General features: G+C 63.3%; 22 protein-coding genes, 1 tRNA gene and 1 pseudogene. 13 read left to right on the top strand and 11 right to left on the bottom strand.

Features of this window, described 5'->3' with window-relative positions; translation table 11 throughout:
- The first annotated feature begins 15 nt into the window (after window positions 1-15).
- The 4 genes from ACIQMX_RS07635 (at window position 16) to ACIQMX_RS07620 (ending at window position 5,200) form a co-directional block, all read left to right on the top strand.
- The gene (locus ACIQMX_RS07635) at window positions 16-483 is read left to right on the top strand and encodes an NUDIX hydrolase (RefSeq protein WP_402475754.1); all 468 of its coding nucleotides are present in this window, start codon (window positions 16-18) and stop codon (window positions 481-483) included.
- 23 nt (window positions 484-506) lie between these two features.
- Entirely contained in the window at window positions 507-716 is a 210-nt protein-coding gene (locus ACIQMX_RS07630; RefSeq protein ID WP_371629037.1) for an e9imm peptide, read from the top strand.
- Window positions 717-1,265: 549 nt separating this feature from the next.
- Window positions 1,266-3,386 (top strand): ATP-dependent endonuclease, encoded by a 2,121-nt coding sequence (locus ACIQMX_RS07625; protein ID WP_371629036.1) that lies wholly within the window; start codon window positions 1,266-1,268, stop codon window positions 3,384-3,386.
- A complete protein-coding gene (locus ACIQMX_RS07620) occupies window positions 3,383-5,200 on the top strand; it encodes a UvrD-helicase domain-containing protein (RefSeq protein ID WP_371629035.1) in 1,818 nt (605 codons plus the stop codon). Before ACIQMX_RS07625 ends, ACIQMX_RS07620 begins: the two co-directional genes overlap by 4 nt.
- Before the next feature lie 437 nt (window positions 5,201-5,637).
- Here the strand turns inward: ACIQMX_RS07620 and ACIQMX_RS07615 are convergent, their stop codons facing one another.
- The gene (locus ACIQMX_RS07615; protein WP_402475752.1) at window positions 5,638-8,253 is read right to left on the bottom strand and encodes an NB-ARC domain-containing protein; all 2,616 of its coding nucleotides are present in this window, start codon (window positions 8,251-8,253) and stop codon (window positions 5,638-5,640) included.
- Window positions 8,254-8,586: 333 nt separating this feature from the next.
- Between ACIQMX_RS07615 and ACIQMX_RS07610 the strand changes: the two are divergent.
- Window positions 8,587-8,858, top strand: a pseudogene (locus ACIQMX_RS07610) (transposase family protein); the annotation flags it as partial.
- Window positions 8,859-8,958: 100 nt separating this feature from the next.
- On the opposite strand, the gene ACIQMX_RS07605 reads toward ACIQMX_RS07610, so the two are convergent.
- From ACIQMX_RS07605 to ACIQMX_RS07590, 4 genes are all read right to left on the bottom strand, one after another.
- Complete coding sequence (locus tag ACIQMX_RS07605; protein WP_402475750.1) at window positions 8,959-9,300, bottom strand: hypothetical protein; 342 nt, start codon at window positions 9,298-9,300, stop codon at window positions 8,959-8,961.
- Entirely contained in the window at window positions 9,297-9,977 is a 681-nt protein-coding gene (locus ACIQMX_RS07600; RefSeq protein ID WP_402475748.1) for a GntR family transcriptional regulator, read from the bottom strand. Before ACIQMX_RS07600 ends, ACIQMX_RS07605 begins: the two co-directional genes overlap by 4 nt.
- Window positions 9,977-10,201 (bottom strand): hypothetical protein, encoded by a 225-nt coding sequence (locus ACIQMX_RS07595; RefSeq protein ID WP_123526251.1) that lies wholly within the window; start codon window positions 10,199-10,201, stop codon window positions 9,977-9,979. The genes ACIQMX_RS07600 and ACIQMX_RS07595 overlap by 1 nt, the downstream gene beginning before the upstream one ends.
- A 484-nt stretch (window positions 10,202-10,685) precedes the next feature.
- Entirely contained in the window at window positions 10,686-10,964 is a 279-nt protein-coding gene (locus ACIQMX_RS07590) for a hypothetical protein (RefSeq protein WP_402475746.1), read from the bottom strand.
- 77 nt (window positions 10,965-11,041) lie between these two features.
- On the opposite strand from ACIQMX_RS07590, the gene ACIQMX_RS07585 reads away from it, so the two are divergent.
- Window positions 11,042-11,800 carry a GntR family transcriptional regulator gene (locus ACIQMX_RS07585; protein ID WP_123526255.1) on the top strand — a complete coding sequence of 253 codons (759 nt, stop codon included), beginning with the start codon at window positions 11,042-11,044 and terminating at the stop codon, window positions 11,798-11,800.
- 117 nt (window positions 11,801-11,917) lie between these two features.
- Window positions 11,918-12,439 (top strand): hypothetical protein, encoded by a 522-nt coding sequence (locus ACIQMX_RS07580; protein ID WP_402475745.1) that lies wholly within the window; start codon window positions 11,918-11,920, stop codon window positions 12,437-12,439.
- 208 nt (window positions 12,440-12,647) lie between these two features.
- Here ACIQMX_RS07580 and ACIQMX_RS07575 read toward each other — a convergent pair whose 3' ends face one another.
- Window positions 12,648-13,238: a hypothetical protein gene (locus tag ACIQMX_RS07575; protein ID WP_371629028.1), complete on the bottom strand. Its 591-nt coding sequence runs from the start codon at window positions 13,236-13,238 to the stop codon at window positions 12,648-12,650.
- Between the two features lie 195 nt (window positions 13,239-13,433).
- Between ACIQMX_RS07575 and ACIQMX_RS07570 the strand changes: the two genes are divergently transcribed.
- Complete coding sequence (locus ACIQMX_RS07570; RefSeq protein WP_371629027.1) at window positions 13,434-13,778, top strand: hypothetical protein; 345 nt, start codon at window positions 13,434-13,436, stop codon at window positions 13,776-13,778.
- Window positions 13,779-14,478: 700 nt separating this feature from the next.
- Here the strand turns inward: ACIQMX_RS07570 and ACIQMX_RS07565 are convergent.
- The gene (locus ACIQMX_RS07565; RefSeq protein ID WP_402475742.1) at window positions 14,479-14,973 is read right to left on the bottom strand and encodes a hypothetical protein; all 495 of its coding nucleotides are present in this window, start codon (window positions 14,971-14,973) and stop codon (window positions 14,479-14,481) included.
- 256 nt (window positions 14,974-15,229) lie between these two features.
- Between ACIQMX_RS07565 and ACIQMX_RS07560 the strand changes: the two genes are divergently transcribed.
- Window positions 15,230-15,538, top strand: a complete 309-nt coding sequence (locus tag ACIQMX_RS07560; RefSeq protein WP_402475740.1) for a hypothetical protein — start codon at window positions 15,230-15,232, stop codon at window positions 15,536-15,538.
- Window positions 15,539-15,762: 224 nt separating this feature from the next.
- Here ACIQMX_RS07560 and ACIQMX_RS07555 read toward each other — a convergent pair whose 3' ends face one another.
- The gene (locus ACIQMX_RS07555) at window positions 15,763-16,479 is read right to left on the bottom strand and encodes a hypothetical protein (RefSeq protein WP_402475738.1); all 717 of its coding nucleotides are present in this window, start codon (window positions 16,477-16,479) and stop codon (window positions 15,763-15,765) included.
- 155 nt (window positions 16,480-16,634) lie between these two features.
- Here ACIQMX_RS07555 and ACIQMX_RS07550 point away from each other — a divergent pair, with 155 nt between their 5' ends.
- Entirely contained in the window at window positions 16,635-17,627 is a 993-nt protein-coding gene (locus ACIQMX_RS07550) for a LysR family transcriptional regulator (protein WP_402475737.1), read from the top strand.
- Between the two features lie 863 nt (window positions 17,628-18,490).
- Here ACIQMX_RS07550 and ACIQMX_RS07545 read toward each other — a convergent pair.
- Window positions 18,491-18,919: an HIT family protein gene (locus tag ACIQMX_RS07545; RefSeq protein WP_402475735.1), complete on the bottom strand. Its 429-nt coding sequence runs from the start codon at window positions 18,917-18,919 to the stop codon at window positions 18,491-18,493.
- 150 nt (window positions 18,920-19,069) lie between these two features.
- Between ACIQMX_RS07545 and ACIQMX_RS07540 the strand changes: the two genes are divergently transcribed.
- From ACIQMX_RS07540 to ACIQMX_RS07530, 3 genes are all read left to right on the top strand, one after another.
- The gene (locus ACIQMX_RS07540; protein ID WP_402475733.1) at window positions 19,070-19,549 is read left to right on the top strand and encodes a diadenosine tetraphosphate hydrolase; all 480 of its coding nucleotides are present in this window, start codon (window positions 19,070-19,072) and stop codon (window positions 19,547-19,549) included.
- A gap of 157 nt (window positions 19,550-19,706) precedes the next feature.
- Entirely contained in the window at window positions 19,707-20,147 is a 441-nt protein-coding gene (locus ACIQMX_RS07535) for a hypothetical protein (RefSeq protein WP_402475732.1), read from the top strand.
- Window positions 20,148-20,375: 228 nt separating this feature from the next.
- Window positions 20,376-20,951, top strand: a complete 576-nt coding sequence (locus ACIQMX_RS07530; RefSeq protein ID WP_402475730.1) for a GNAT family N-acetyltransferase — start codon at window positions 20,376-20,378, stop codon at window positions 20,949-20,951.
- Between the two features lie 67 nt (window positions 20,952-21,018).
- Here ACIQMX_RS07530 and ACIQMX_RS07525 read toward each other — a convergent pair.
- Together ACIQMX_RS07525 and ACIQMX_RS07520 are read right to left on the bottom strand one after the other, a co-directional pair.
- Window positions 21,019-21,093: transfer RNA gene (locus ACIQMX_RS07525), tRNA-Trp, on the bottom strand.
- A gap of 88 nt (window positions 21,094-21,181) precedes the next feature.
- Window positions 21,182-21,811: a TetR/AcrR family transcriptional regulator gene (locus ACIQMX_RS07520; RefSeq protein ID WP_402475728.1), complete on the bottom strand. Its 630-nt coding sequence runs from the start codon at window positions 21,809-21,811 to the stop codon at window positions 21,182-21,184.
- Window positions 21,812-21,832: the final 21 nt, after the last annotated feature.

The raw sequence follows: 21,832 nt of genomic DNA, 5'->3' as shown, positions 1-21,832 counted from the left end.
CCTACTCACTCTCCTATGCTCCTGTACATGAGTAACAGCGCCCAGGAAGCTGCGTCAACGCCGAAGCACAGTGTGTCCGTGGCGGGGGCTGTCGTGCGCGAGGACGGCCGACTCCTGGCGATCCGCCGCGCGGACAACGGGACATGGGAGCTGCCGGGCGGAGTGCTGGAGCTGGAGGAGTCCCCGGAGCAGGGCGTCAGCCGCGAGGTCTGGGAAGAGACCGGCATCCGCGTCGAGGTCGACGAGCTCACGGGCGTCTACAAGAACACGACCAGGGGCATCGTTGCCATGGTCTTCCGGTGCAAGCCCTCCGGTGGCACCGAGCGCACTTCAACCGAGTCAACCGCGGTCGACTGGCTCACTCCGGAGCAGATCACCGAGCGCATGTCCGAGGTCTACGCAATCCGCCTACTCGATGCCCTGGACGGGGCCGGCCCCCACGTGCGGAGTCACGACGGCCGTCGGTTGAACCAGGCACAGTGACGGCTCCAGGCCCTCACGAGAGGATGAGCCGTGACGAAGCTCTACCCCTCATTCAGCGCCTCCTGGAAGGCGACATTGCCAGCGAAGCAGAGGGCGACCAGATCCTGGACACCCTGCATCGCGGACTCGCATGCCCCCACATCAGCGAGTACATCTACTGGGACCTCGATCCCGACCTGAACGCCGACAAGATCGTCGATCGAGCCCTGGCCTACAAGCCGATCGCACTCTGACCCAAGCTGCGCGGTAAGAGTTTCTCTACTTCATCAAGGCCCGCGCACGGCGCGGGCGCGCGCCGCCTCAGCGGCGCGGCCTGCCTCTGTCTCCGCCCCGGCTGGCCGCGCCCGGCGGCGCGCTAGCGAGCTGCGGGCATGAAGCGGGAGACACCCTCTGTGGCTGGGGCGGCCGGCTCCACGGCTTTAGGCAGCCACTTTGGGGCGAGCCTCTAAGATCATGGCCCCAACGTCGTGCTTCAACGGGCAGGTCCACAGACTGCCCGACTCGCCGGGAGCTTAAGGGGCCATGATCACTCGCCCCAAAGCAGCTCCAGCCCAAAGCCGCTCCACCGACCTTGCATTGAGGCGGGCCGTAGCGGGGCCTCATCCCTGGGACCAGCGGTGCACACTTGGTTCGGGATCTTGTCGCAAAGAGGCCACCTGTCGTCGCCCTCCGTGACAAACTGCCCCATCGGAAACCCTAGTTATCCGCCTACCTACCCTCTCTGGGTCACGGCTGCGCCAGGTGCGACCTCGCACGGACTCAGGTGTATGTCAGGAGCGATCGTGAGCGTAGTGCAGCCACCACAGCCTCAAAAACAGGCGCAGCCGCCCACCGTAACCAGGGTGGAGGTCAAAAACTTTCGCCTTCTGCGGAACGTGAGCGTCACCTTCGATGAAGACGTAACCGTATGCGTGGGCAGGAACAACACAGGCAAAACTTCCCTCGCTGAGGTACTCAGCAGATTCTTGCGCCCAGGCGATCTGAGCCTGAGGCTGGAGGATTTCTCTGCAGAGTCGTACTTCGAATTTGCCGACGCATATCGCAAATTCTCCGCTGACGACGAGGCCGGCGCCAGGAAACTTCTACCTGAGATTTCGGTAAAGATTCTTCTTGAATACGATAGCGAATTGGGGGAGTACGGTAATCTAGGCCCCCTCATCGTCGACCTTGACCCGGATTGCACTCAGGCCATCGTCACCGTGCGATACGCGCTCAAACCCGGATCGATGAGGGACTTCTTTCGCGATGCGCCAGAAACACTGACAGGAGAATGGGGAGAGTCCCTCCTGCTATCCCTTGTTGGTCCTCGAATTCCGCACCTCTACGAACGCATCGTGCTCGCCATCGATCCGACCGATGATTCCAATTTTCGGGAAATTTCGATGACAGACGTCGCCAAAGCGATCAAGGTGGATTTCGTTAAGGCGCAGCGAGGATTGGACGATGAAAAGGATCGCCCTAAAGACCAGATCGGCAAAATCCTTGAGTCTCTATTCATGGTAGCTGCCAAAGCCGACGATGGATCCATCCTTAAGGAATTTGCCGACGGCACAGAAAAGGCCTTGGAGGAAATTGTCGAGAGGCTAAATGCGCATTTGCAGGAGATGTACAGCAAAATGGCTCCGACCGTCTCTGAATTCGGGTATCCAGGGCTAGGGAATAGAGATTTCTCGACACGAACCACGCTGGATTCGAAACGCCTACTGTCGAACTTCACCAGCATCAACTACCCGGGGTCGGCTGGTGTGGAGCTTCCCGAGTCCTACAGTGGTCTTGGCTCACGGAACCTCCTGCTGATTCTCCTGACCCTTTTCAGCTACTATCGTGAATACTCGGCTCAGGGAAATAGGCCGTCCGTTCATTTGGTCTTCATCGAGGAACCCGAAGCGCACCTTCACCCCCAAATGCAAGAAATATTCATTCACCAACTGGGAGTGTTCAAGGAGAAGTTCCCGGGCACCGACGGTCAAGGGGAAATCTGGAACGCACAGTTCCTGGTGACGACCCATTCTGCGCACATTGCCAACCGAGCTGGCTTTTCCGCAATTCGATATTTCCGGTTGGCCGAAGGCGCCGCCCAACACGAGGCCATTAGCTCAACGGTCCTGAACCTTGCCGAGGCCCCAGGAGTTGACAAGGAGTTCTTGCATAAATATCTAACACTTACTCGCGCTGACCTATTTTTCGCGGACAAGGCCATCCTCATTGAAGGCACCACGGAGCGTATCTTCATTCCTGCGGCGATTGCCGCATTCGACGAGAGTAGGCAGAGAGAGGGCGGAGCTGGTCTTTCGAGTCAATACGTGAGCGTCATGGAAGTGGGTGGTGCGCACGCACACATCTTCTACCCGTTTCTTGACTTTCTTGGATTGCAGACTCTAGTCATTACTGACTTGGACCCGGCGAAAATGGGGTCTAAGTCGAAGCGTCTAGAAGCTTGCTGTGTTCATGATGGAACAGCGACGACCAACCAAGCCATCAAGAAATGGTTCGGAGACAAAGAACTGTCACCAGCCGATCTGCTAAAGGATGCCCAACACGGCATTCCAGTATCCGGCAGGCGAGGTCTCGCCTATCAAATTCCGGAGAGCAACATCTCTGACCCGTGTGGGCGTACATTTGAGGACGCATTTATCCTTGCCAACCCAGAATTGTTCGACCTAAGTGACAGCGGAAATAGAGCAACTGGTCAGCGAGAGCTTGATGCTAGAGAGGAGGCAAAGAAGTACAAGAAGAGTGATTTCGCTCTAACCTTCGCCATCGAGCAGCAGGAATGGAGGATTCCGCGTTACATCGCGCGAGGACTCGATTGGCTTCTCGACCAAACGCCGCCTGTAGAGGGTGGTGAGGGGACGCTACCCGATAGCCAGAACCCTTCGAGCGGCCAGGTGGTTGTGCGATGAGCCAAACGGGTGCCCGGGTCGGAACCGCCGAGGAGGAAAGCCGAGATACGCTGGGTAAAATCCTTGCTGCGCTGAGTGACGGGCAAAATTTCAAAATGGAGGCCGGCGCGGGAGCGGGAAAAACACACTCTCTAATTGACACCCTTCAGCATATTCTGCGAGTTCGGGCTAGATACCTTCCGCGCGAAGGGCAGCGCGTCGCCTGTATCACGTACACGAACGTTGCTCGAAACGAGATCATACGTCGCACCGACGATAGTCCTCACATCTTCGCCGAGACCATTCATGGATTTCTTTGGGAAGCCCTCTCTCCATTCAGAAAGTCTCTGCTGCGCGAAGTGCCCAAGCTGCCTGGTTGGGGTTCACTCTTGGAAGACCAGGATTCCTTGGAGGACTTCAGCGTATCCTACGATCTCGGCTTTCGCGGAATCCACGAAAACGGCATTCGACTTCATCACGATGACATTCCCGCGCTGGCTATCAAGCTTTTCCCTAACCTGAAGTTTCGGAGACTCATAGCCGACAGGTTTCCAATCATTCTCGTTGACGAATATCAGGATACTCCCTCGGGCTTGGCTGAAGCGATGATTGGAGACGCTTCAAACTCGCGGTCTGGATCGGCTTACGGTTTTTTCGGTGACCATTGGCAGCAGATCTATGACAAGACTTGCGGCTCTATCGATCATCTACCGGTGAAACTGATCCAGAAACGCGCAAACTGGAGATCGAGTCAGGCTGTCGTCCACCTCCTTAATGGCATGCGCCCAGAATTGCCTCAAGCTGCTGTAAGCAACGCCCACATCGGAGCTGTAACCGTCTACCATACAAACAGCTGGGCGGGGACTCGGGGCACCCACTCAAAGAAGGGGCAGATTCCGGACGACGTCCTGAAGGCAACCCTTCGCTGGACCGTTGAAGATGCGCAACGCCGGCAGCAAAGAGATGGTGCGGAGCGTGATTCAAAAGTGCTTATGCTAACTCACTCCTCTATTGCTTCTGAGTTGGGATTTGCCAATATCAACCGCTCATTCCGCCGCAACGAGGACTTCGTGCGAAAAAACGATGACGTCGTGGCCTTTCTGCTGGATGTCATTGAGCCCTGCTGCGACTACTTCGATAACAAGCAATACGGCCCAATGTTCGACCTGCTGAAGCGGTCGCGGCCACGCATGACGAGACGCAGCGACAAGACTGCATGGACGGGCCTATTTGGCACGATCAATTCAGCCCGGAGCACGGGAACTGTCGGAGATGTCATGGACATCCTCTTGGAACAGAATTGCTTCGCTCTCCCACAAGCGGTTACTAATAGACATCGCAAGTGGGAGCTTGCTTGCAAGGATTTGGAGGACGGCGAGGGGATTGTCGAACCGCGAAGTCTGGCGAACTACGAAAAGTTTAGGAGCGTCAGCTATCGCGAGGTCCTGGCACTGCGCGAGTACGTTGAAGAGAACACTCCCTTTTCAACTCAGCACGGTGTCAAGGGGGCTGAATACCCTCATGTCCTAGCCGTATTTGGCGGCGGTTGGACTCAGTACAATTTTCCAGAGATGCTGGCAAATTTCACCCAGCGAGACTCCCTGAGTCTGGGGAGCAGGAAGCGGTTTGAAAAGTCGCGCAACCTATTTTACGTAGCATGCTCACGAGCTAAAGAGGACCTAGTCCTATTGTTCACGACTGAGTTGTCCAACGATGCTCTGGAGACACTCAAGGCGTGGGTAGGCGACGCCAACATTAGAGATATTCAATATTCTCCAGAAGGAGCCCCCCTTAGCTCTCGGCGAGGACTTTCCCCTGATGCGGCAAGCACATAAAGTCAAAAGTTTCGGCACATTCTCTTAATATCCGTGTGTGCTTGCGGACAAAGTACCTACTGGCGCAAGTCGCGGTGCGTAGTGATCTCGTTCAGGATTCAGGTGCAGGCGTTCCGCGCTTTGACGTGGAGAGGGTAGGAGTGGACAGGCCGGCGGCAGCGAAGCAGCCCTGAAGCTGACCGAAACGCCGTGCCGCAGGACCCTATTTAGAGAAGCCCCAGAGTGAGTCTGGGGCTTCTCGCCGCCGCTAGGGGGGCCGCATCCCTCATCAGCCAAGGGCTGCGGCCTCGGGGCCTTTCAATGCGCCGGCACGAGTTTCCTGAGCTTAGGTCAGGTGGTGACCGTGGCTCTCCGCTACGCGCAGCGTGTCACGCAAGGCCCCAGGGTTCTGCCGCAAGAGTGCGTAGCTCTAAGGGGAGCAACTCACGAGATCCTCTTCACGCGGTCTCCGCGCCGTTGCCCGCGAGGCGACGCTTCAATCGCAAGCAGTGCTCGTTAGTGGACTCTCTTTGGAGCCCTTCAGTCACCCAGCGGTCAGCGGCATCGGTGTCCTGGTCATCGTGCATGCACAGCCAAGCAAGGCGGGATAGGTCGGTCGCATCGCCTTCGGTGTGCCGATCTTCGAGGAGCTCGCGCAGTCTCCGCACTATGTGACGTCGCTCGTCTGCATCCAGCACGAGCTCTCTGCGACTCAGTAGTCCGTTGAGCCGGGAAGCAGCGGAACTTAGGTCGTGGAACGGTGGTTCGGTGAGTTCCGCTAGCCGTAGCCGGGCATTCATTTCTGCCAAATGATCATCCGTTGCGCGGTAAAGTGTGATAAGTAGGCTCCATCCGTACTGGTCATCGGGACAATTTTCCAAGTAGCGGTTGACGGATCGAATTGCAGTAAGATTGTCAGACATCTGATTGCGTTGGAATTCTGCTAGCGTCAGCCACGCTTTTGGGTAACCCGTTGCCATGTATTCGATGACAGATAGTTCTTGGCCGATGTCTTTTCCGGCCTCCATCTGCTTCGCGGCCGACCTGGCCAATCGGTCGATTCGTGAGGCAAGTCCATGAGCGGCATCAGTTGTCGGACCAAAACCTTGAATTAGCTTGAGGTCGGAGTTGACGGCAATCCTTGCTGGGCTCGTCACAAGCTTTTTCTTGCCGAATAGCGAAGCCGCGAGCGGCACGGAGAGAAACTCCTCATCTCCCGTTCCCTGCGATGACACCACCTCGACTAGAGACCGCTTTTCCAGCTCGCTTATGGCTCCCTCTACGTCGAGACGATCGTTTTCTGGTCGCAGCAGCACGGCCTCAAGTCCTAGGCGAGGAACCAATGAGCGCCAACCGCATAGTGTGAGGAACACTCTCTGAGCTGCTGAGGAAAGTGACGCAAAGGAGCGCTCGAAGAGTGCGTCGAGCATGGCGTCCTTGGCTGCGATGACTCTTTTGACAGCAACCCTGCGCCCCTCTTCTGCTATCTCACCCAGCAACACTTTTGTGATGTAGGGGTGCCCGTCCGACTCTCGGAAAAGCGACTCCTCGTAATCATCGTCGATAAGGGGAGAGATGCCCAGTCTGCCAGCGATGGTTGCGACTAGCTGGGAATATTCACTGCGTCGCATTCCGCCGACTTCAATCGGATAGTCGGCCTTAAAATCGCGCGTTCGAGTAGTGATTAGGACCTTATTTGGGAGCCTTACTGAATTACTGACAAATTGATACAGCTCGGCTTGTTCTCGCACGGTCTCGAAGTTGTCGAACACGAATATGAAAGGCCCCTCGTTTGCGCTCCCGGAAAGGCAATCGGCAAAATAGGTCCGGGATTCCTTTGGTTTTCGCGCTGATGAATTAGCCATCAGTTGGGAGAAGTCCATCGCTATGTCGTCTGTAGAAAGAACGTCGGGACGTACTACTTTGGGCCCTTCAGGTAGTAGGTCAATGTCCCTGGCGCTGAACCAGACGATACCGAAGAACTCGTCCATATGGGCTATTTTGTGTAGTACCTCGAGGGCGAGTGATGTTTTGCCTACGCCGCCCCGGCCCTGGAGGGTGATGACTGGGTAGCGGTCGTCGCAGAGGCGTTCAGTGAGCTGATGCTCAAGTTCAGCGCGTTGCACGTAGTGCTCGGGAAGGGGTGGCATATTGCTAAATAGATTTCCCACATATGCCATGTCGGGTTGGGCTGCAGTCTCGCTACGCGGCTGCGCTTCTACCGGTAGGAGGTAGGGACTTCCGTCCCCGGGACGTCTCTCGTCGCTGATGTAAGAGAGAGTTTCGTACTTCCCATTCCGGAAGTTTCCGTTAGGCAAGAAGAAGTCTGTGAGATCAGGGTCCGTGAAAAGCAGCTCGCAGGCTCGTGGGCCGCCAAGATCGACGTAAGTGCCGTCGGGAAGGCTGTGCTCGCTTTCGCGCGCCAAGTGCGCGAAGTTCTCCTGGCCGTTCCCGAAGGGACTGATGCGATATCTGCCGGACAGGTTGCGCCGTAGGTGCACCCATGAGCGGCCGAAGGCCGGTGCATTGGCGATGATCTCATTGAGCGATTGCGCCAGTTGAGGGCAAATGGTGGAGAGCGCAGCCCCGCGGGGCGCGCCATGACCGCGAGTTCGGTTTCGCAGCCAGCTGAAGTCGTGGGCCCACCTGCGGAAGCTCACCTTTTTTCCGGACGTATCCTCGTAATTCGCGTCCAGGCAGATGCACACGGCGTTAAGAGCGTCGACTGCCTTGCGTTGCCAACTTTCGCTGTCCGGACCAAAGGGGATGGTGATTGCTCGCTGTGAATCCCGGCCGGCGGGAACGAAGTGTTGACTGGCTGGACCGGATGCCAGTTGATCTAGCAGCTCGGCCCATTTTCCGATGCTGTCGGCCCTGACTAGTTCTGAGACGGCTGCGTAGCGGTGGCGCTCTCGGTCTATCTGAAGTGCGGCAAGTAGCTCCACGGCCAGCACCTTGATGAGCAACTCGCCGAGGTACAGGAGATCGAAGAAGTATGCTGTATCCGATTCCTCCCGCGCCAGATTTGCCCGCTCGAGCATGCGGTTGACGGGAAGAAACGTTGTTTTACCCATAGGTCCCCCTGCTTCACCGCGTCCACGACCCGGTAGGAGGCTCAGCGCACCCACCGTGTCCCCCCCCCGGACGCCTGCTGGACCCTCATCCTATGCGTCCAGAGGCGCCGTGCTAAGTGGTGGACATTGGCGTGCCGTTACGAGTGTCGCTTGGTTCCGCGAACGAACGCCAGCTCTGCCGATCGCTGTTGAGGCGATCGAGAGGTTGTGATCTTCGTCTATGACCCCGATGCCGAAGCTCTGTTCCAACCGATGAAGCCTGGGTTGAGTTCGCTACCGCTTCGGCTAGCACGCTTCGTGCTGCGCTATGGGAAGTCTGCTGTCGAAGTAGTCAACCGCAACGACTGTAGGGCGTGGGAAGAGTCCGGCGCTAAGGCCGCCGTCGGCAAGACCATGACGATCGCCGACGGCGGCTATTCGGGCACCGGGCTCGTGATGCTTCGCCGCCGCAGAGGCGAGGAGCTGTCCGACTGGAAGCAGGCCCACAACAAGTCCCAAAACGGGTCCGCGCCCGCGTCGAGCACGTCTTCGCCCGCGTGAAGACCTGGAGAATCCTCCGCGAATGCCGCCTCAAGGGCGACGGCGTCCACCACGCCATGCTTTGACTCGCCCGCCTTCACAATCTCAACCTCGCCAGGTGGGCAAGCGGTCGCACTCGCTACCGACCACGTCCACACGACTCAGAGATCATTTACGGGACGGGTCTTAGCCGAAGGCTGCTGCCGGGAGCCGTAGGCGCTCGTCTCCTTCATGGGGCGGAACCGGCGTCAGTAGGCGGTGGCCGCGGCTTGTTGCCACGCGGAGCACCTCGTGGAGGGCTTCAGTCAGAGTCGTTGCCAGGTGGCGCAGTTCCTCCGGCTCGGCGTCTTTGTCTCCGAGTGCTTCGGCTGCCTCCTCCAGGAGCTCGGTTGCCATGCCGAGTTGGACCGCTTCGATGTTGTCTGCCAGACGGGACAGGTGGCTGCCTTCACTGTCGGCGCTCAGGTAGCAGGGCTTGCCGTTGGGGTCCGTCCAAGGCAGGAGGCGGAGCTCGTTCTGGGGTGTCATCCTTCCTGTCCTTTCGCGTTGGCTGTGTGGTGCGTGATGAAGAGCGCTTCGGCGCGGTCGCCGGGGAGGACCAGGAGGGCAGCCTCGACCACGCGCCCGGTGTTGTCGATCGACACGCGCGTGATCGAGAGGACGGCCAGTGTTGAGCTGATTCGAAGGGATGACGCTTCCTCCGGGGTTGGGGGGCGCGCCCGGATCTGATCTCGGGATTCCTCTACGCCGGATCTACGCCAAGGTAGCTGGGCCGATGCCAGGTCGCGAGGGACGTAGATGCGAGCCAGGCTGTGCGGCCTCTCCCCCTGGTGGGTGAGGCAGAGGAACTCCGTCAGCGGGGTGCGCGAGGGGACTCCGAGCAGGGAGATCAGGTCTCCGCGAGCTAGGAGGTTGGTGGTGCGGATCGTGACGCGGAGGTCTGCGTCCGAGGTGAGGCGGCCTCTTGTGTACGTGAGTCTGCGGAGGGGGTGACGGACAAAGTTGCCCTTGCCATGGACCTTCTCGATCAGGCCCTCGGCCTGGAGGAGTGCAAGGGCGTTGCGCAGGGTCGTTGTGCTGACCTTGTACTGGGCGGCGAGACTCGGTTCCGAGGGGAGGCGTTCGCCGGCCTTGAGGCGGCCGGTGGTGATCTGCGTTCGGAGGCCGTCGGCGATGGTGTGCCGGAGGGGCAGCACGGAGTCCATCACCACCTTTTGAGCACGCGTACGGCGATCAGGCGCGTACGGGTGTGCATCGTCAGGAACTCGCCCGACTCGAAAAGGAGGCGCTTGGCGCCGCCGGGGAGTTGGCGGAGGTCTGCTACTCGGCACGGTTGGCCGCCGATCTGGACGACGTCGCCGCGCTGCACGGTGGCCGAGGTGATCTCAACCGGGGAGGCGAGTGCACCACCGGAGGGGAAGCCGTTCATGAGGCGGCCTCCGATGACGTGGCCGGGGAGTGGCAGGGGCAGACGCACGCCTCGTAGATGACAGGGATGTCGATCGGTGCCGTCGTCGGGCACGAGTGCGCGCACTCGTGGTGGGTGCCGATCCGACATGCGCTGGACTGGTAGGGCGTGGCCGCCTCTGCACGGACGCGCGTCATCCGTGGGCCTCCGCCGGCGTGAAGCACGTGTGGGCGAGGAGGTGGTGCGGGACGGGCTTCGAGCACTGCCGTGTGCGCTGCTCGCTGGCCAGGGTGTACGGGCGGGCGAGGACCGTTTCCTCGCCAGGAAGGACGTCCGTGCGGTCTTGGCGCTGTCGAAGGAGCAGCATTAGCGCCTCGGACGGGTTGGGGTCGATGCATGTCGGGCGGGTGGGCTTTAACGCGTCGCGGTGGCAGGGCTGTTGGGCGTACCGCTCTCTGGTACGCGCGGGGGCGCGACGGATACGGTTGAACACGCTGATCAGCTCCTAACGCTGATGGCCAGGTCCCCGGACAGTGCCCGTCGCGGGGACCTCTTTGCGTACTGCGGCCCATAAGACGAGGCCGTCCACGTTGCTTGCGACGAGGCCGAATCGATCGGCTGTCGCCACTGCGTCCAGGACCTCCCGCCATGAGTCGGCGGGGAAGTCGTCCGGCACCTCCGCTCTGATCGATGTGCGGTGCGCGTGCTGCATCACGCGCGCGGTCAGTCCGGCGGCGGACAACCGGGCGGCGATGTCCTCGGCGCTCAGTTCGGAAGCGGGCACAGGTATCTCCGTCGCGGAGTGATCACGTTACGTGAAGCTAGTTAACTAGATTAGAGCTAGTGGACTAGATTTTCCATATGCCTGAGCAGCCGCCTTATCTCCGCATCGCGGACGTTCTCCGACGACGGATCGCGGAGCGCGAGTGGACGCCAGGAGACCGGCTGCCCTCACGTGCCCAGATCGGCCAGGAGTGCGGCGTCGGCGAGAACGTCGTCCGTCGGGCGCAGGAGCTGCTGATCTCGCAGGGAGTCCTGGAAGGCCGTGCGGGGTCCGGCACCTATATCGCCGAGCCCCGTCGGCGCGTCCGGGTGGTGCGTTCCTCGGCACGCGAGCACCGGGACGATTCCCCGTTCCGCGCGGACATGCAGGCTGTAGGCAGGCTTGGGGACTGGGAGAGCCGGACCGAGGCCAAGGTCCCGGCGCCGGCGGAGATCGCGGCGCGGCTCGGTGTCGCCGAAGGCGATCTGTGCGTCCGAACCGTTTACGAGTTCCTGGCCGACGGCAAGCCGTTGCAACTGTCGACGAGCTGGGAGCCGTACGACCTCACCGCCGGCACGCTCGTCGTCCTTCCCGAGGGAGGGCCGCACGCCGGGGCAGGCGTCGTGAACCGCATGGCTGCGATCGGCATCACGGTCAGCCATGCCGTCGAGCAGCCGGAGCCGCGGCAGGCGACTTCGGAGGAGGCGTCTCTCCTCGGCATCCAGAAGGCCGCTCTTGTCACCCACATCAGGCGGACGTACTACAGCGACCAGGGGCGGCCTGTAGAGACGGCTGACATCGTCGTGCCCGCCGCCCTGTGCGAGATCGTGTACGAGATCCCGGTCAGTCGTCACTAGGTTTCGGACGGGTGCCAACTTGGCCGTGTGTCTCAGTTGGCGTCGAACGCCGAGCGGGCTTCAAGGCCCGAGCGGAACGGGGGATGGTTGCGAGCTGTCCGAGGGAGGGTGGGGACCGTGACTGCGAACAGTGAGCGGGAGCGCTGGGAGTGGATGCCTGGGGTCAGTGTGGGGCCCTTGCGGTTCGGGATGAGTCCGGCCGATGTCGCTGTCGCGCTCCAGGTACTCGCCCCGCACGAACAGGTTGGCGGACCGTACTCACAGGAGAACTTCGCCGACGGGGTGAAGGTCTTTTACGACGACGACGACGGGGGCGGGCTGGCGTGCGTGTCCTTGGATGCGTTTGTGGGGCCTCAGGCCTTCCTCGCAGGTGGGGCGCTGGCCGGCCGCGATCCCGAGCAGGCGCACCAATTCCTCCTGGATCACGCCTCTGAGCACGGAAACTGCCTGCTCTACACGCCCGATGACTCCCTTGCCTTGACCGATCTCGGGTTGCTTCTGCGGGCTCAGCAGGTCGGCGATGTGCTTTTGTCGCGGCCGCTCTTCGTGATCGAGGAGTGGCTCGACTCGGAGTACTACCGCGACCGTCTCCCGCTGGAAGGCGTCCCGGTCGTGCACGTATGGAACGAGCCCTCGTAAGGCGAAGCGTGCGTGATCCCGCTGTGGCGACTCCGGCAGCCCTGGGCCGTCTGTGGGCCGTGCGACGCCGCCCGAGGCCGACAATCAGCGACCGACAGTGACAGTCCAGCTACCGGGCCTCGGCCGGAAGCCCCAGGTCAGGCCCACCCACCGATACGGGTTTCCGTCAAGAGGTAGCAGTCAGGCAAGATGGGGTGTTTCTTGCTGGCTAGGCACCAGGAGGCAGGGGCTCGTGGCGGTGCCAGATGAGGTAGCGGTCCTCTCGGCGCAGCTCGGCCGAGCCCCATTCGATGCGCATCACGCCTTGGCTCATGGAGCACGCATAGGCGACCAGGACTAGGCGCACGTCCTCTGGTAGGAGGCTGAGGTCAGGGTGCGCCTCCGCTTCATCGGACTCATCGAAGTCCAAGTCGAAGGCCTGCTGCATCGGTTCTGGGCCGTGTCGGCGAATCAGATCTGCGCGGAAGCCGGTAGCGCGGCGTAGGCGCGCGGCCGTGACGGGGACATCCTTCTTCGCGTAGCAATACGGATAGATCAGGTGGTCACGAATGATCATCAGCGTCCGGCTCTGTAGGCGCACCGGCGCGGCATCAGAGAGTGAGGCCAGGCTGACAGCCAGTTCCTCGTACTGGGCAGCGTAGAGCCCGTGTCCATAGGCCTCCAAGGTCTGGGTGTGCACACCCTCGTGACCACTGCGGGCCCTGGCGTGTGCCCGGACCAAGCTGGCTGGGATCAGGTCAGCCAACTGGCCGGCCGTGTCTCCGAAGGTCTTCCGCGCCCACGGTGTCACTGTCCGCATGACCTCTCGCTCCTCCCCCTTGTAGCACTCAGCGCCGAGCGACGTTCAGCGAAACCGTGCTGTGAAGGAGAGGGCACCGCAAGAGGGCATCCAGCGCATAGAGGGGCGCACGGCTCTCCGCAGAGATTGGCGACAGCAAGTGAGCAGATGCCCAGCAGGAGACTGGCTGTCAGACCCCAGTGGGAGGGTGCCGTCATGCAGAACGTGCTCTTTGACCTGCCGGACGAGGCTCCGGAACACGCCGTGATCGCTCGCTTCCAGTTGGGCGGCGACGAGTTCGGTGAACCTGACCAGAGGTCGCTGGTCTTTGAAGCCGAGCGGTCCATCGGTGCCGCGGTCGCAGCCGCTGGTGTTGGTGAGGTCGACGGCAATGAGTTCGGCGGGGGAGAGGTTGTGATCTACGCCTATGGTCCTGATGCCGAAGCCTTGTTCCGGGTTATGGAGTCCGGGTTGCGCATGCTTCCGTTTCGGCCGGCCCATGTCGTGCTGCGCTATGGCGAGCCCGGTGACGACGTTGTGAGCGAGCGCGTTGAGCTCTAGGCATGCGTGCCAGATGCGTGCCAGATCGAGCGGTCAGTCACGGTCATTTGGGGAACGTCCCGGCGTCAGCAGCTGGTGACAGCCATTGCAGCGCACAGACCGACTGAGCTGCGGTGATGCATCAGATGCCGATGCCAGGCTTACAAAGCAGATGTCGGCGGTTCGAAACCGTCCGCGCCCACCATAGGAAACCGCAGGTGAGAGCCTGAATCGGCCTCCTGGTCCACACGGACTGGGAGGCCGTTTCCATGGTCGATGCCACATAGAGTCCACATCGGCGAACGATCTTGTTGGGCGCTTGGGTCCAGGTCGTCGAACCCATTGGCACGGAGCCGGCAACGTACAAGCGCGCCGAGTCGGCGGTGCCACGGGCGGTAGTTCAGTGGCCCGGGTACGACCTGGGGCGCGTTGGCGGGATGTCGCACACGACCTCGTGGACACGAACCGGGACTCCCTTGCCCTGCCCCCCATGGCCGCGGATGAGCTGTTACAGGCCTCTCTACCTCATCAAGGCGCGTGGCGGGATCCCACCCCGACCACCTTCGACCCAGGCAGAGCCGAGCAGTCAGGGCCCAGGGCGTCAAGGTCGTTCGTACAGTGGCGCGCCCCACCTCGACGCCCCGAACCACGCCGTTCCACGATGTGTGGGCCGAAGGCGGACGGGATGGGAGCCGGGGTGGGCGGTGAGTTGAGGAACTCCTCAAAAGACGGGCGGGGTCACCACGAAGTTCTCGCCACCGTATAGGGATTCATAACGGACTTCTATCATCAGGCGGCGAGTGACGAGATCCCAGAACCAGCCGTGCTGGTCATCGCTGAACTCATCCACAGACAACAAGAACGTGGACTGTCCGGCCAACACCACGGCGCCTGGACGCAGGGAATGCGCCTTGGGTCGCGTCGGCAACAGTCCGAGTCCGAGTATGCGTTGTTGTGTGTGGTAGTCCCACTGTCCAATGACCTCCCCGTCCAGCCGCACGACTGAGCTCGTCACGATGGCTGGCCCGAGACCGGCATTGATGACGTTGAGCCCTGCTTCAGTACCCTCGTACTCCTTTACGCGACGCATATGAAGCATGGGCCTTACCGACTGTCGACTGTGTCGCCTACTGTCCCGGGCCTGCGTGTAGCTGACCCAAAGAGAGCCGAGTGCCACGACTACCGCTGCAACAGCGGTGACCATGTCTGGATCCATGAGAATTCCCCCGTGCGAAGCCGTGGACAGTGCTCGAATCATCCCCATGCAGTCGCCGTTCCACTCCGCAGCCTGTGGGAGTTCCGGGCCTCGTAGCAGTCAAAATGTCCCACCAACCGCGGCGCGCTGGATGTCGCTGTGTTGCACGAGTTCCTTGCCCGGTCGCAGGAGATGGCTGAGGCCGCGAGGCTGATTCGGCAGGGCATCGCGCCCCGCGACCTGCAGCCCTTCGCCCCGACCGCTGTACGGTGACCGCGTGGATGAGGAACCGGTGACGATCAAGCTCACGCACGATCAAGCGTTCGTGCTGTCGGACTGGCTCCATGAAGTGATGATGCGGTCCGACAAGCTCGATGCGATTGTTCCGGACCGCGCTGTCTGGTCGGGGATCTGCACAATCTCCGGCACGTTGGAGACGGGTTTGGCCGAGATCTTCATGCCTGACTACGAAGGTCGTCTGGAGCAGGCACGGCAACGTTTGCTCGACGCCATGAGTGGCGACGAGGATGAAGAGGCGAGCGAGGGCATATCGAGAGCGCCGTCCGGCGATGACGTCAGCGGCTGACACCCACACTGCACCACCCCTGGAATGACGAGTCATGGCGGCAGGATTTCTTCAGGCCTTCCGACGGAGAGGGGTGCAACAGACGGCATCAGTGCAGCCGTTGCCATGAAGCAGCCGAACGCCGTCCGCGAACGCAGGTGAACGGCCTCGGACCGCTGTGGGGCGTTGACGGGAGGCGATGAGAGCAGGGCCCGTGACCCCGGCTGCGATCCGTCGGGCAGGGCTCAGGGTCGTTTCGCTTCCCATGGGTCCGGAGAAGGGTTCAGGCCGAAGGTGCCGTGGAGACGTGCCTGGGCAGCCTTGAGGCTCTTGATGCCTTCGTCGAACGTGTGCCACCCCCGCAACGCCTGTCCGGTCTCCTGGGGCGACTGGATCAGTCCGACCTCCGGCGCCGAATCGAGGACTTCGCGCGCGCCCTCATCGAGGTGGTCGATGGCGGCCGACCAGGCCGTCCGGGCCTTGGGGTCGGGGAGCGAATCGAACAGCCGGGCCGTGCTGAGCGCGTCCATGAGGCCGCCGAAGTCCAGTGTCACCAGCTCCATTTCGGCGCCGGGTCGGCCTCCTTGAGCCTTCACCGCTTCCTTGATCAGGCTGACCATGGCCGTTTCGCCTCCGTACATGTACCAACTGCGGACGGCCTCGGTGATCTCGGCGGCGGTAGTCGGTGTGGGCGTCGCGGTCGGAGACGGAGACGTGGTCGCTGTCGTGGGTGGTGCGGTTGGCTTGGCGCCGTCGTTGGCCGGGCCGGAGTTGGGTCCCGTGCAAGCGCTGAGCAGCACAGCCGTGACGACCGTGAGCAGCGGCAGCAGCGTGCGGACGCGCCCAGGCCGGTTCTGCACGGGGCCCTGGTGGTCCGGACGGCGAGCAGTCGGGTCCGGGGAGTCGGGGCGGCGCTCCCGTGTACGCATCGTCCGCCTGAGCTGCTGGGTTCTGCGTAACACGGCACTTCCCCTCGTCGGGCATGGGGACATCGGGCCCCCGTGGTCATCGGAGCGGCCGGTGTGCGATTGCCCCCTCCCGACGCTAGGGCGAGGCGATACATTCCACCAGCGACTGGATCGCATAGGAGGCATGCGGCAGAGGAATGGGTTACGGGATGGAGGGGCTCGTGTTCGACATCGACGCGCTGCGGCTGCTGGTGGTCGTGGCCGGGGCGGGGTCCTTCACCAAGGCTGCGGCCGGCCTCAACTACACGCAGTCGGCGGTTTCCCGGCGCATCGCGTCACTGGAGCAGGAAGCGGGCGGCCCGCTCTTCGAGAGGCTGCCGAGGGGTGTACGGCTGAACTCGGCGGGCCGCGCCCTGTACCGGCACGCCGTGGACGTCCTCGACCGCCTGGCCCGTGCGGAGCAGGAGTTGGTTGAACTGCACAGGGGGCATGGCGGGTTGCTGCACGTAGGGGCGTTCCCCACCGCCAACATCGCGCTGGTGCCCGCTGCGCTGCGGGCTTTCCGGCAAGCCCGGCCGGAGGTCGAGGTCATCGCGGTCGAAGGCCGCAGCGGCACGCTGACGGCCCGGCTCGCGGACGGGGCGCTGGACCTGGCCGTGGTCAGCGACTATCCCTCCGGGCTCTGCTCCGCCGACGGAGTCGCCACGACGCCGCTGTGCGAGGACGAACTGCTCGTTGCCCTCTCCCGGGAGCATCGCCTGGCCGGGGCCGACGTGATCGATCTGCTCGAACTACGCGACGAGGCCTGGTTGCAGGACGTGTACGGGGACCGCCCCACGATGCTCGCCGACGCCTGCGCCCGGGCGGGCTTCGCGCCCAGGAAGATCATCCGGATCGCGGAGTGGACGGGGAAGTTCGGATACGTGGCCGCGGGCCTCGGCGTCGCACTGGTTCCGTCGTTGGCCGCGTGGGCGGTACCGGAGGGACTTGTGCTGGCTCGCCTCACCGACCCGGCCCTGCGCCGGACCCTGCACATCGCCCTGCCCGCGACCCCGCTGCCGGCAGCACTGACCCTGCGCGACTTTCTCCTGGACGGTGGCCTTCGGCCGTCGGGAAGGCCGGATGCCGGTCAAGGTCCCGGCCTCACTCACCCCGTTGCAGGCCCAGCAGTGACGCCTCCGCGGAATGATGGCGCTTCGTGAGAGTTCCTGCCCCCTGCTCGGGGGTGGCCCCGGACCTACTCAGCGGATCTCCCCGCCCTCATGTGACCTGACCTGACCTGACCTGACCTGACCTGGTCTGGCCTGGCCTGCGGACGGCGTCACGGGAGAGGGGCGCCCGACAGCCGACCGGCCGAGGATGGATTCGGGAGTCCCCGGGAGGCCGGCGGCGGCCCGAAGCCACTTCCTGTTCCTGTGACTTCGGGCCGCCGGGGTCTCACGGCCAGCTGTTACCAGTCGGGCGTGTATCCCTTGCCGTTACAACCGCAACAGACGCCGTCACCACCGCACTTGTCGCAGTTGCGCGGCCCGGACCACCCATAGGTCTTCCCGGAACCCTTGCACGTACGGCACTGGCCCTTCCTCTCGGGGCAGGCCTTGCATCGAGCCATGGTTACTCACCTCGTTTCGTCTCTGGGGCAGTGAGCCGCCGCTGGTGGTTCACCTCCGGGCGAGCCCGCGAGTGGGTCGGCGGGCGTCGGCACAAATGCGCCGTCGGCCAGGCCTCGCTCGGCCAACACCTGCACGACGAGCGGGAGAAGACGGTCCAGCAGAGATCGCCGAGACGTTCGGCGTGCCCCGGTCAACGGTCCCTGGACACCTCGACAAGAGCAAGGCGATATCTCGAGTTCCCCACTTCCTTGAGCTCCGGCCAGAGTGGGGCGACCGGCACAGCTGACCGTTCTCAACGTTCCTCATCAGGCACGACGGATGACGCGCCGTGCATTGCTCGCGCTGCTACCTCCCCTGACATCCATCGGCTTCAGGATCAGCAACCGCTGTCTGAACCGGAGGACGCACGCTGCTCCTGGAAGGGTTCCGGCACGACTAATTCTGTGGTGGCGTCATCGCGCGTGGGCGGCAGTCATGGCTTCGGCGAGCTGCGTGACGGGGTCATCGGCGACGTGGTGGCGGGACCGCTCGGTGGGCCAGGTGGAGAAGGCGTCGTCCGGCCAGCGCGGGACCACGTGGAAGTGCAGGTGGGGAACTGACTGCTCAGAACCGGGGCCGCTGGCGCTCAGGACGTTGACGCCTTCCGCCTTCAACACGGTCCGCATCGTCGTGGCCACCTGCTGGACCAGCGCCATCGTGTGTGCCAAGACCTCCGGTGGAGTCTCGAAGATGTCCGCCCAGTGGGCCGTGGGAATCAACAGGGTGTGACCTGGTGCGAGAGGGGTCAGTGGTGCGAACGCGCTGACCACCGGCCCGCGCGCTACCCACCGTGCGGCATCGTCCCGGATCAGGTGGCAGAAGGTGCAGTTGGTGCGGTCCATGTGCTCTGACCTTGCCAGAACCAACACCGCCCCTACCAACCGTTTCGCGAGCCTTCTGGCCAGTGTCTGTGCGAGTCCGCAGAAGTTGCTTCCAGGACCCCTGGAAGCAGACAGAGCCAGTTCTTGGTCAGCTGTATGTAGGTTGCGGCTATGACGGGTGACTGGCGGACGGATCGGATCGGGGCTGCTCTGAGTGGGGAGAACCCCACCGTGCTGCGGCGGTTGACATCGGGTTTCGCAGTGATCGGGGATGTCCAGTTCCTGCCGGGGTACTCGGTTCTTCTCGTGGACGACCCCGATGTTCAGCGGCTGTCGGACCTGCCGAAGGCGAAGCGCCTGTCGTTCCTGTCTGACATGGAGCAACTCGGCGAGGCGGTCGAGCGAGTCTGCCGACGGCTGGACCCCGCTTTCCGGCGGGTCAACCTGGAGATCCTGGGGAACACGGACCCTTTCCTGCACGCCCATGTGTGGCCGCGGTTCGAGTGGGAGCCGGCCGATGCGGTGGGTGCTCCGGTGTGGCTCTATCCGCGGGATCGGTGGAGTGACGAGCAGTTCCGGCTCGGCCCGCAGCACGACGGACTGCGAGAAGCGATCGGCAGCGAGCTGGACCAGTTGCGTTCGATCGCCTGACGGGGCTGGTGCCTGCCCGCCGGCAGGGCGGCGGGCCGCTGATCGGTGATGGGCAGCCGGGTTTCCCGGCAGCCGCCGGAGCGGGGCGTCGTCGGTGGCGCGTCAGCCTTCACGTCATGAAACGCTCCTTCCACACCACGTTCCAGGGGGGGGGACCATGAACGCCAGACGCACCCTCGCTGCTCTCGCGGCCGGCCTGCTTGCCGTCACGCTCGCCGCGTGTGGCAGCAGCAGCGACGACAAGCCCGCCACGGCGGCCGGCGGCACCGCCAGCCGGGCCGACCGCGAGGAGGCCCGCGACGCGGCGCGCGAAGCCGCCGGTCTTCCGCCCGAGCCCAGTGTCACCAAGCGCTACGCCTACCTCGAAGCGCTCGACGCGATCGACCCGCGGATCTCGAAGCCGGGCAAGGACGACCAGAGCGTGTCCCGAGGCCTGGATCAGTGCGGGTCCATCAAGACGACGAAGGACCGGGCCAGGCTCGTCGAGCTGGCCCTGGAGCGGTTCACCATCGACACGCGCCTGCCCGACATCGACAACGAGGCCACGGGCGGCAAGATCCTCGACGTCGTGCACAAGCACCTCTGCCCCGACTTCTGACATGCGAACCACCCAGGGCGGGGGCTTGAGGGCGGCACTGTGCTCCCTCGGGCTTCACACACGTGCGGGAGGCGACTGCGCCGCCTCGATGGGGCGTGAAGGTCCGTCCGATGCCAGGCTGCCCCACGCTCAACTGCCCCACGCTCACGCTCGATCCCGTCCCGACCGTCCCCTGTCGTTCCCAGGCCACTCATGACCGCCTCCGGGCCTGCTGATCAGATGGCCGGTATGACGAACCTCGGACCCATCGCCTGGCCGCCTGCCCCGATCAGGACCGAAAGGCTCGTGCTCCGCGAGCCACAGGCCCGGGATCGTGAGGCGTTCATCGAGTTGTCGGCGTCGCCGGAGGTGCACACCTACCTCGGCGGGCCCCGCCCTCGCGAAGAACTCGAGCGCGAGGTGCCCGGGGTTCCCGCGCAGTGGCCCGGGAGTTTTGTCGTCGAACTCGGCGGGGTGATGATCGGGCAGATTCTGCTCAGGCGAGCAGCGGAGCACCGCCGTCCGGCTGCCGCGGGAAAGGTGGATCTCGGCTACCTGTTCCTGCCGCGAGCATGGGGTTTCGGGTACGCAGCCGAGGCGTGTGCGGCGGCGCTGGACTGGTTGGAGGACGTTCTTCCCGGCGAGCCGGTGGTGCTCACCACCCAAACCGCCAACGTCGGCTCGATGCGCCTCGCGGCAAGGCTGGGATTCACGGAGGTGGAGCGGTTCCGGGCGTGGGACGCCGAGCAGTGGCTCGGTCGGCGGTCTCCGGTCACGTCCTTCGGAGATGGCGAGGGAACCTTGGGCTCCGACATCGGCGGCTGACAGCGACGCGTGCGAAGCCAGGAGCTTCTCATCTTCCGACCAGGAGTTCCTCGTCCTCCGACACAGGCGGAGCCGACCGGATTCGAACCGGCGTCCTCGCGGTTTTGGAGACCGCGCGCGACGACCTCTGCGCTACGGCTCCGCCCTGCCGTCATCGTAGAAGAGCATTCGCCCCGCTCCGTTCGCGCAGGGCGATGGCCAGGCTCCTCGGCCGACGCCCCGCCGTGTGATCACGTCCGGCGCGCGCCCTGGACGGCCGCTACGGTGCCGTGCGGGTCTCGCCCTTGGACCAGAGGCAGGAACACCTCGTCGATGATCTCGATGAGGACGGCATCGGGTACGGACGGGACGCCGAGCATCACGTACTCGTTGCGGAGCAGGGCCATGGGTGTGCTCGCGACTCGGGGGTGCAGGGCCTCGGGGGCGGCGTCGCCGCGGGCCACGGCTCGGCCGAGCAGGGTCAGCCAGGCCGCCTCGTGCGCGCCGTCCGCCGCCGGGTCGCGCAGTTCGGACAGGAGGGCGGGGGCGCTGCCGGCGGCCGCGATCAGGCCGCGCAGGATCTCGCCGTACGGTGACGACCAGGTGCTGTTGGCGCGCCGCAGCATCTCCAGGGTGTCGCCGCGCAGCGAGCCGGTGTCCGGGAGTGCGGTCTCGGTCGCGGCCAGTCGGCGGTACGCCGCCACGCCCAGCGCGACGCGGTTGGGCCAACGCCGGTACAGCGCGTTCTTGTTGGTCCCGGCCCGCCGGGCCACCTCGTCCATCGTCAGGGCAGGGACGCCGGATTCCATCAGTACCTCGGCGGCCGCCTGCAGGATGGCCTCCTCCAGCTCGGCCCCGCGTCGCCGCGTCGCTTGCGCCATGGGTCGTCCTCTCCTGCCCTG

The sequence above is a fragment of the Streptomyces sp. NPDC091416 genome, assembly GCF_044756845.1.
Lineage (GTDB): Bacteria > Actinomycetota > Actinomycetes > Streptomycetales > Streptomycetaceae > Streptomyces.
This window is presented reverse-complemented; position numbering and strand designations above follow the sequence as displayed.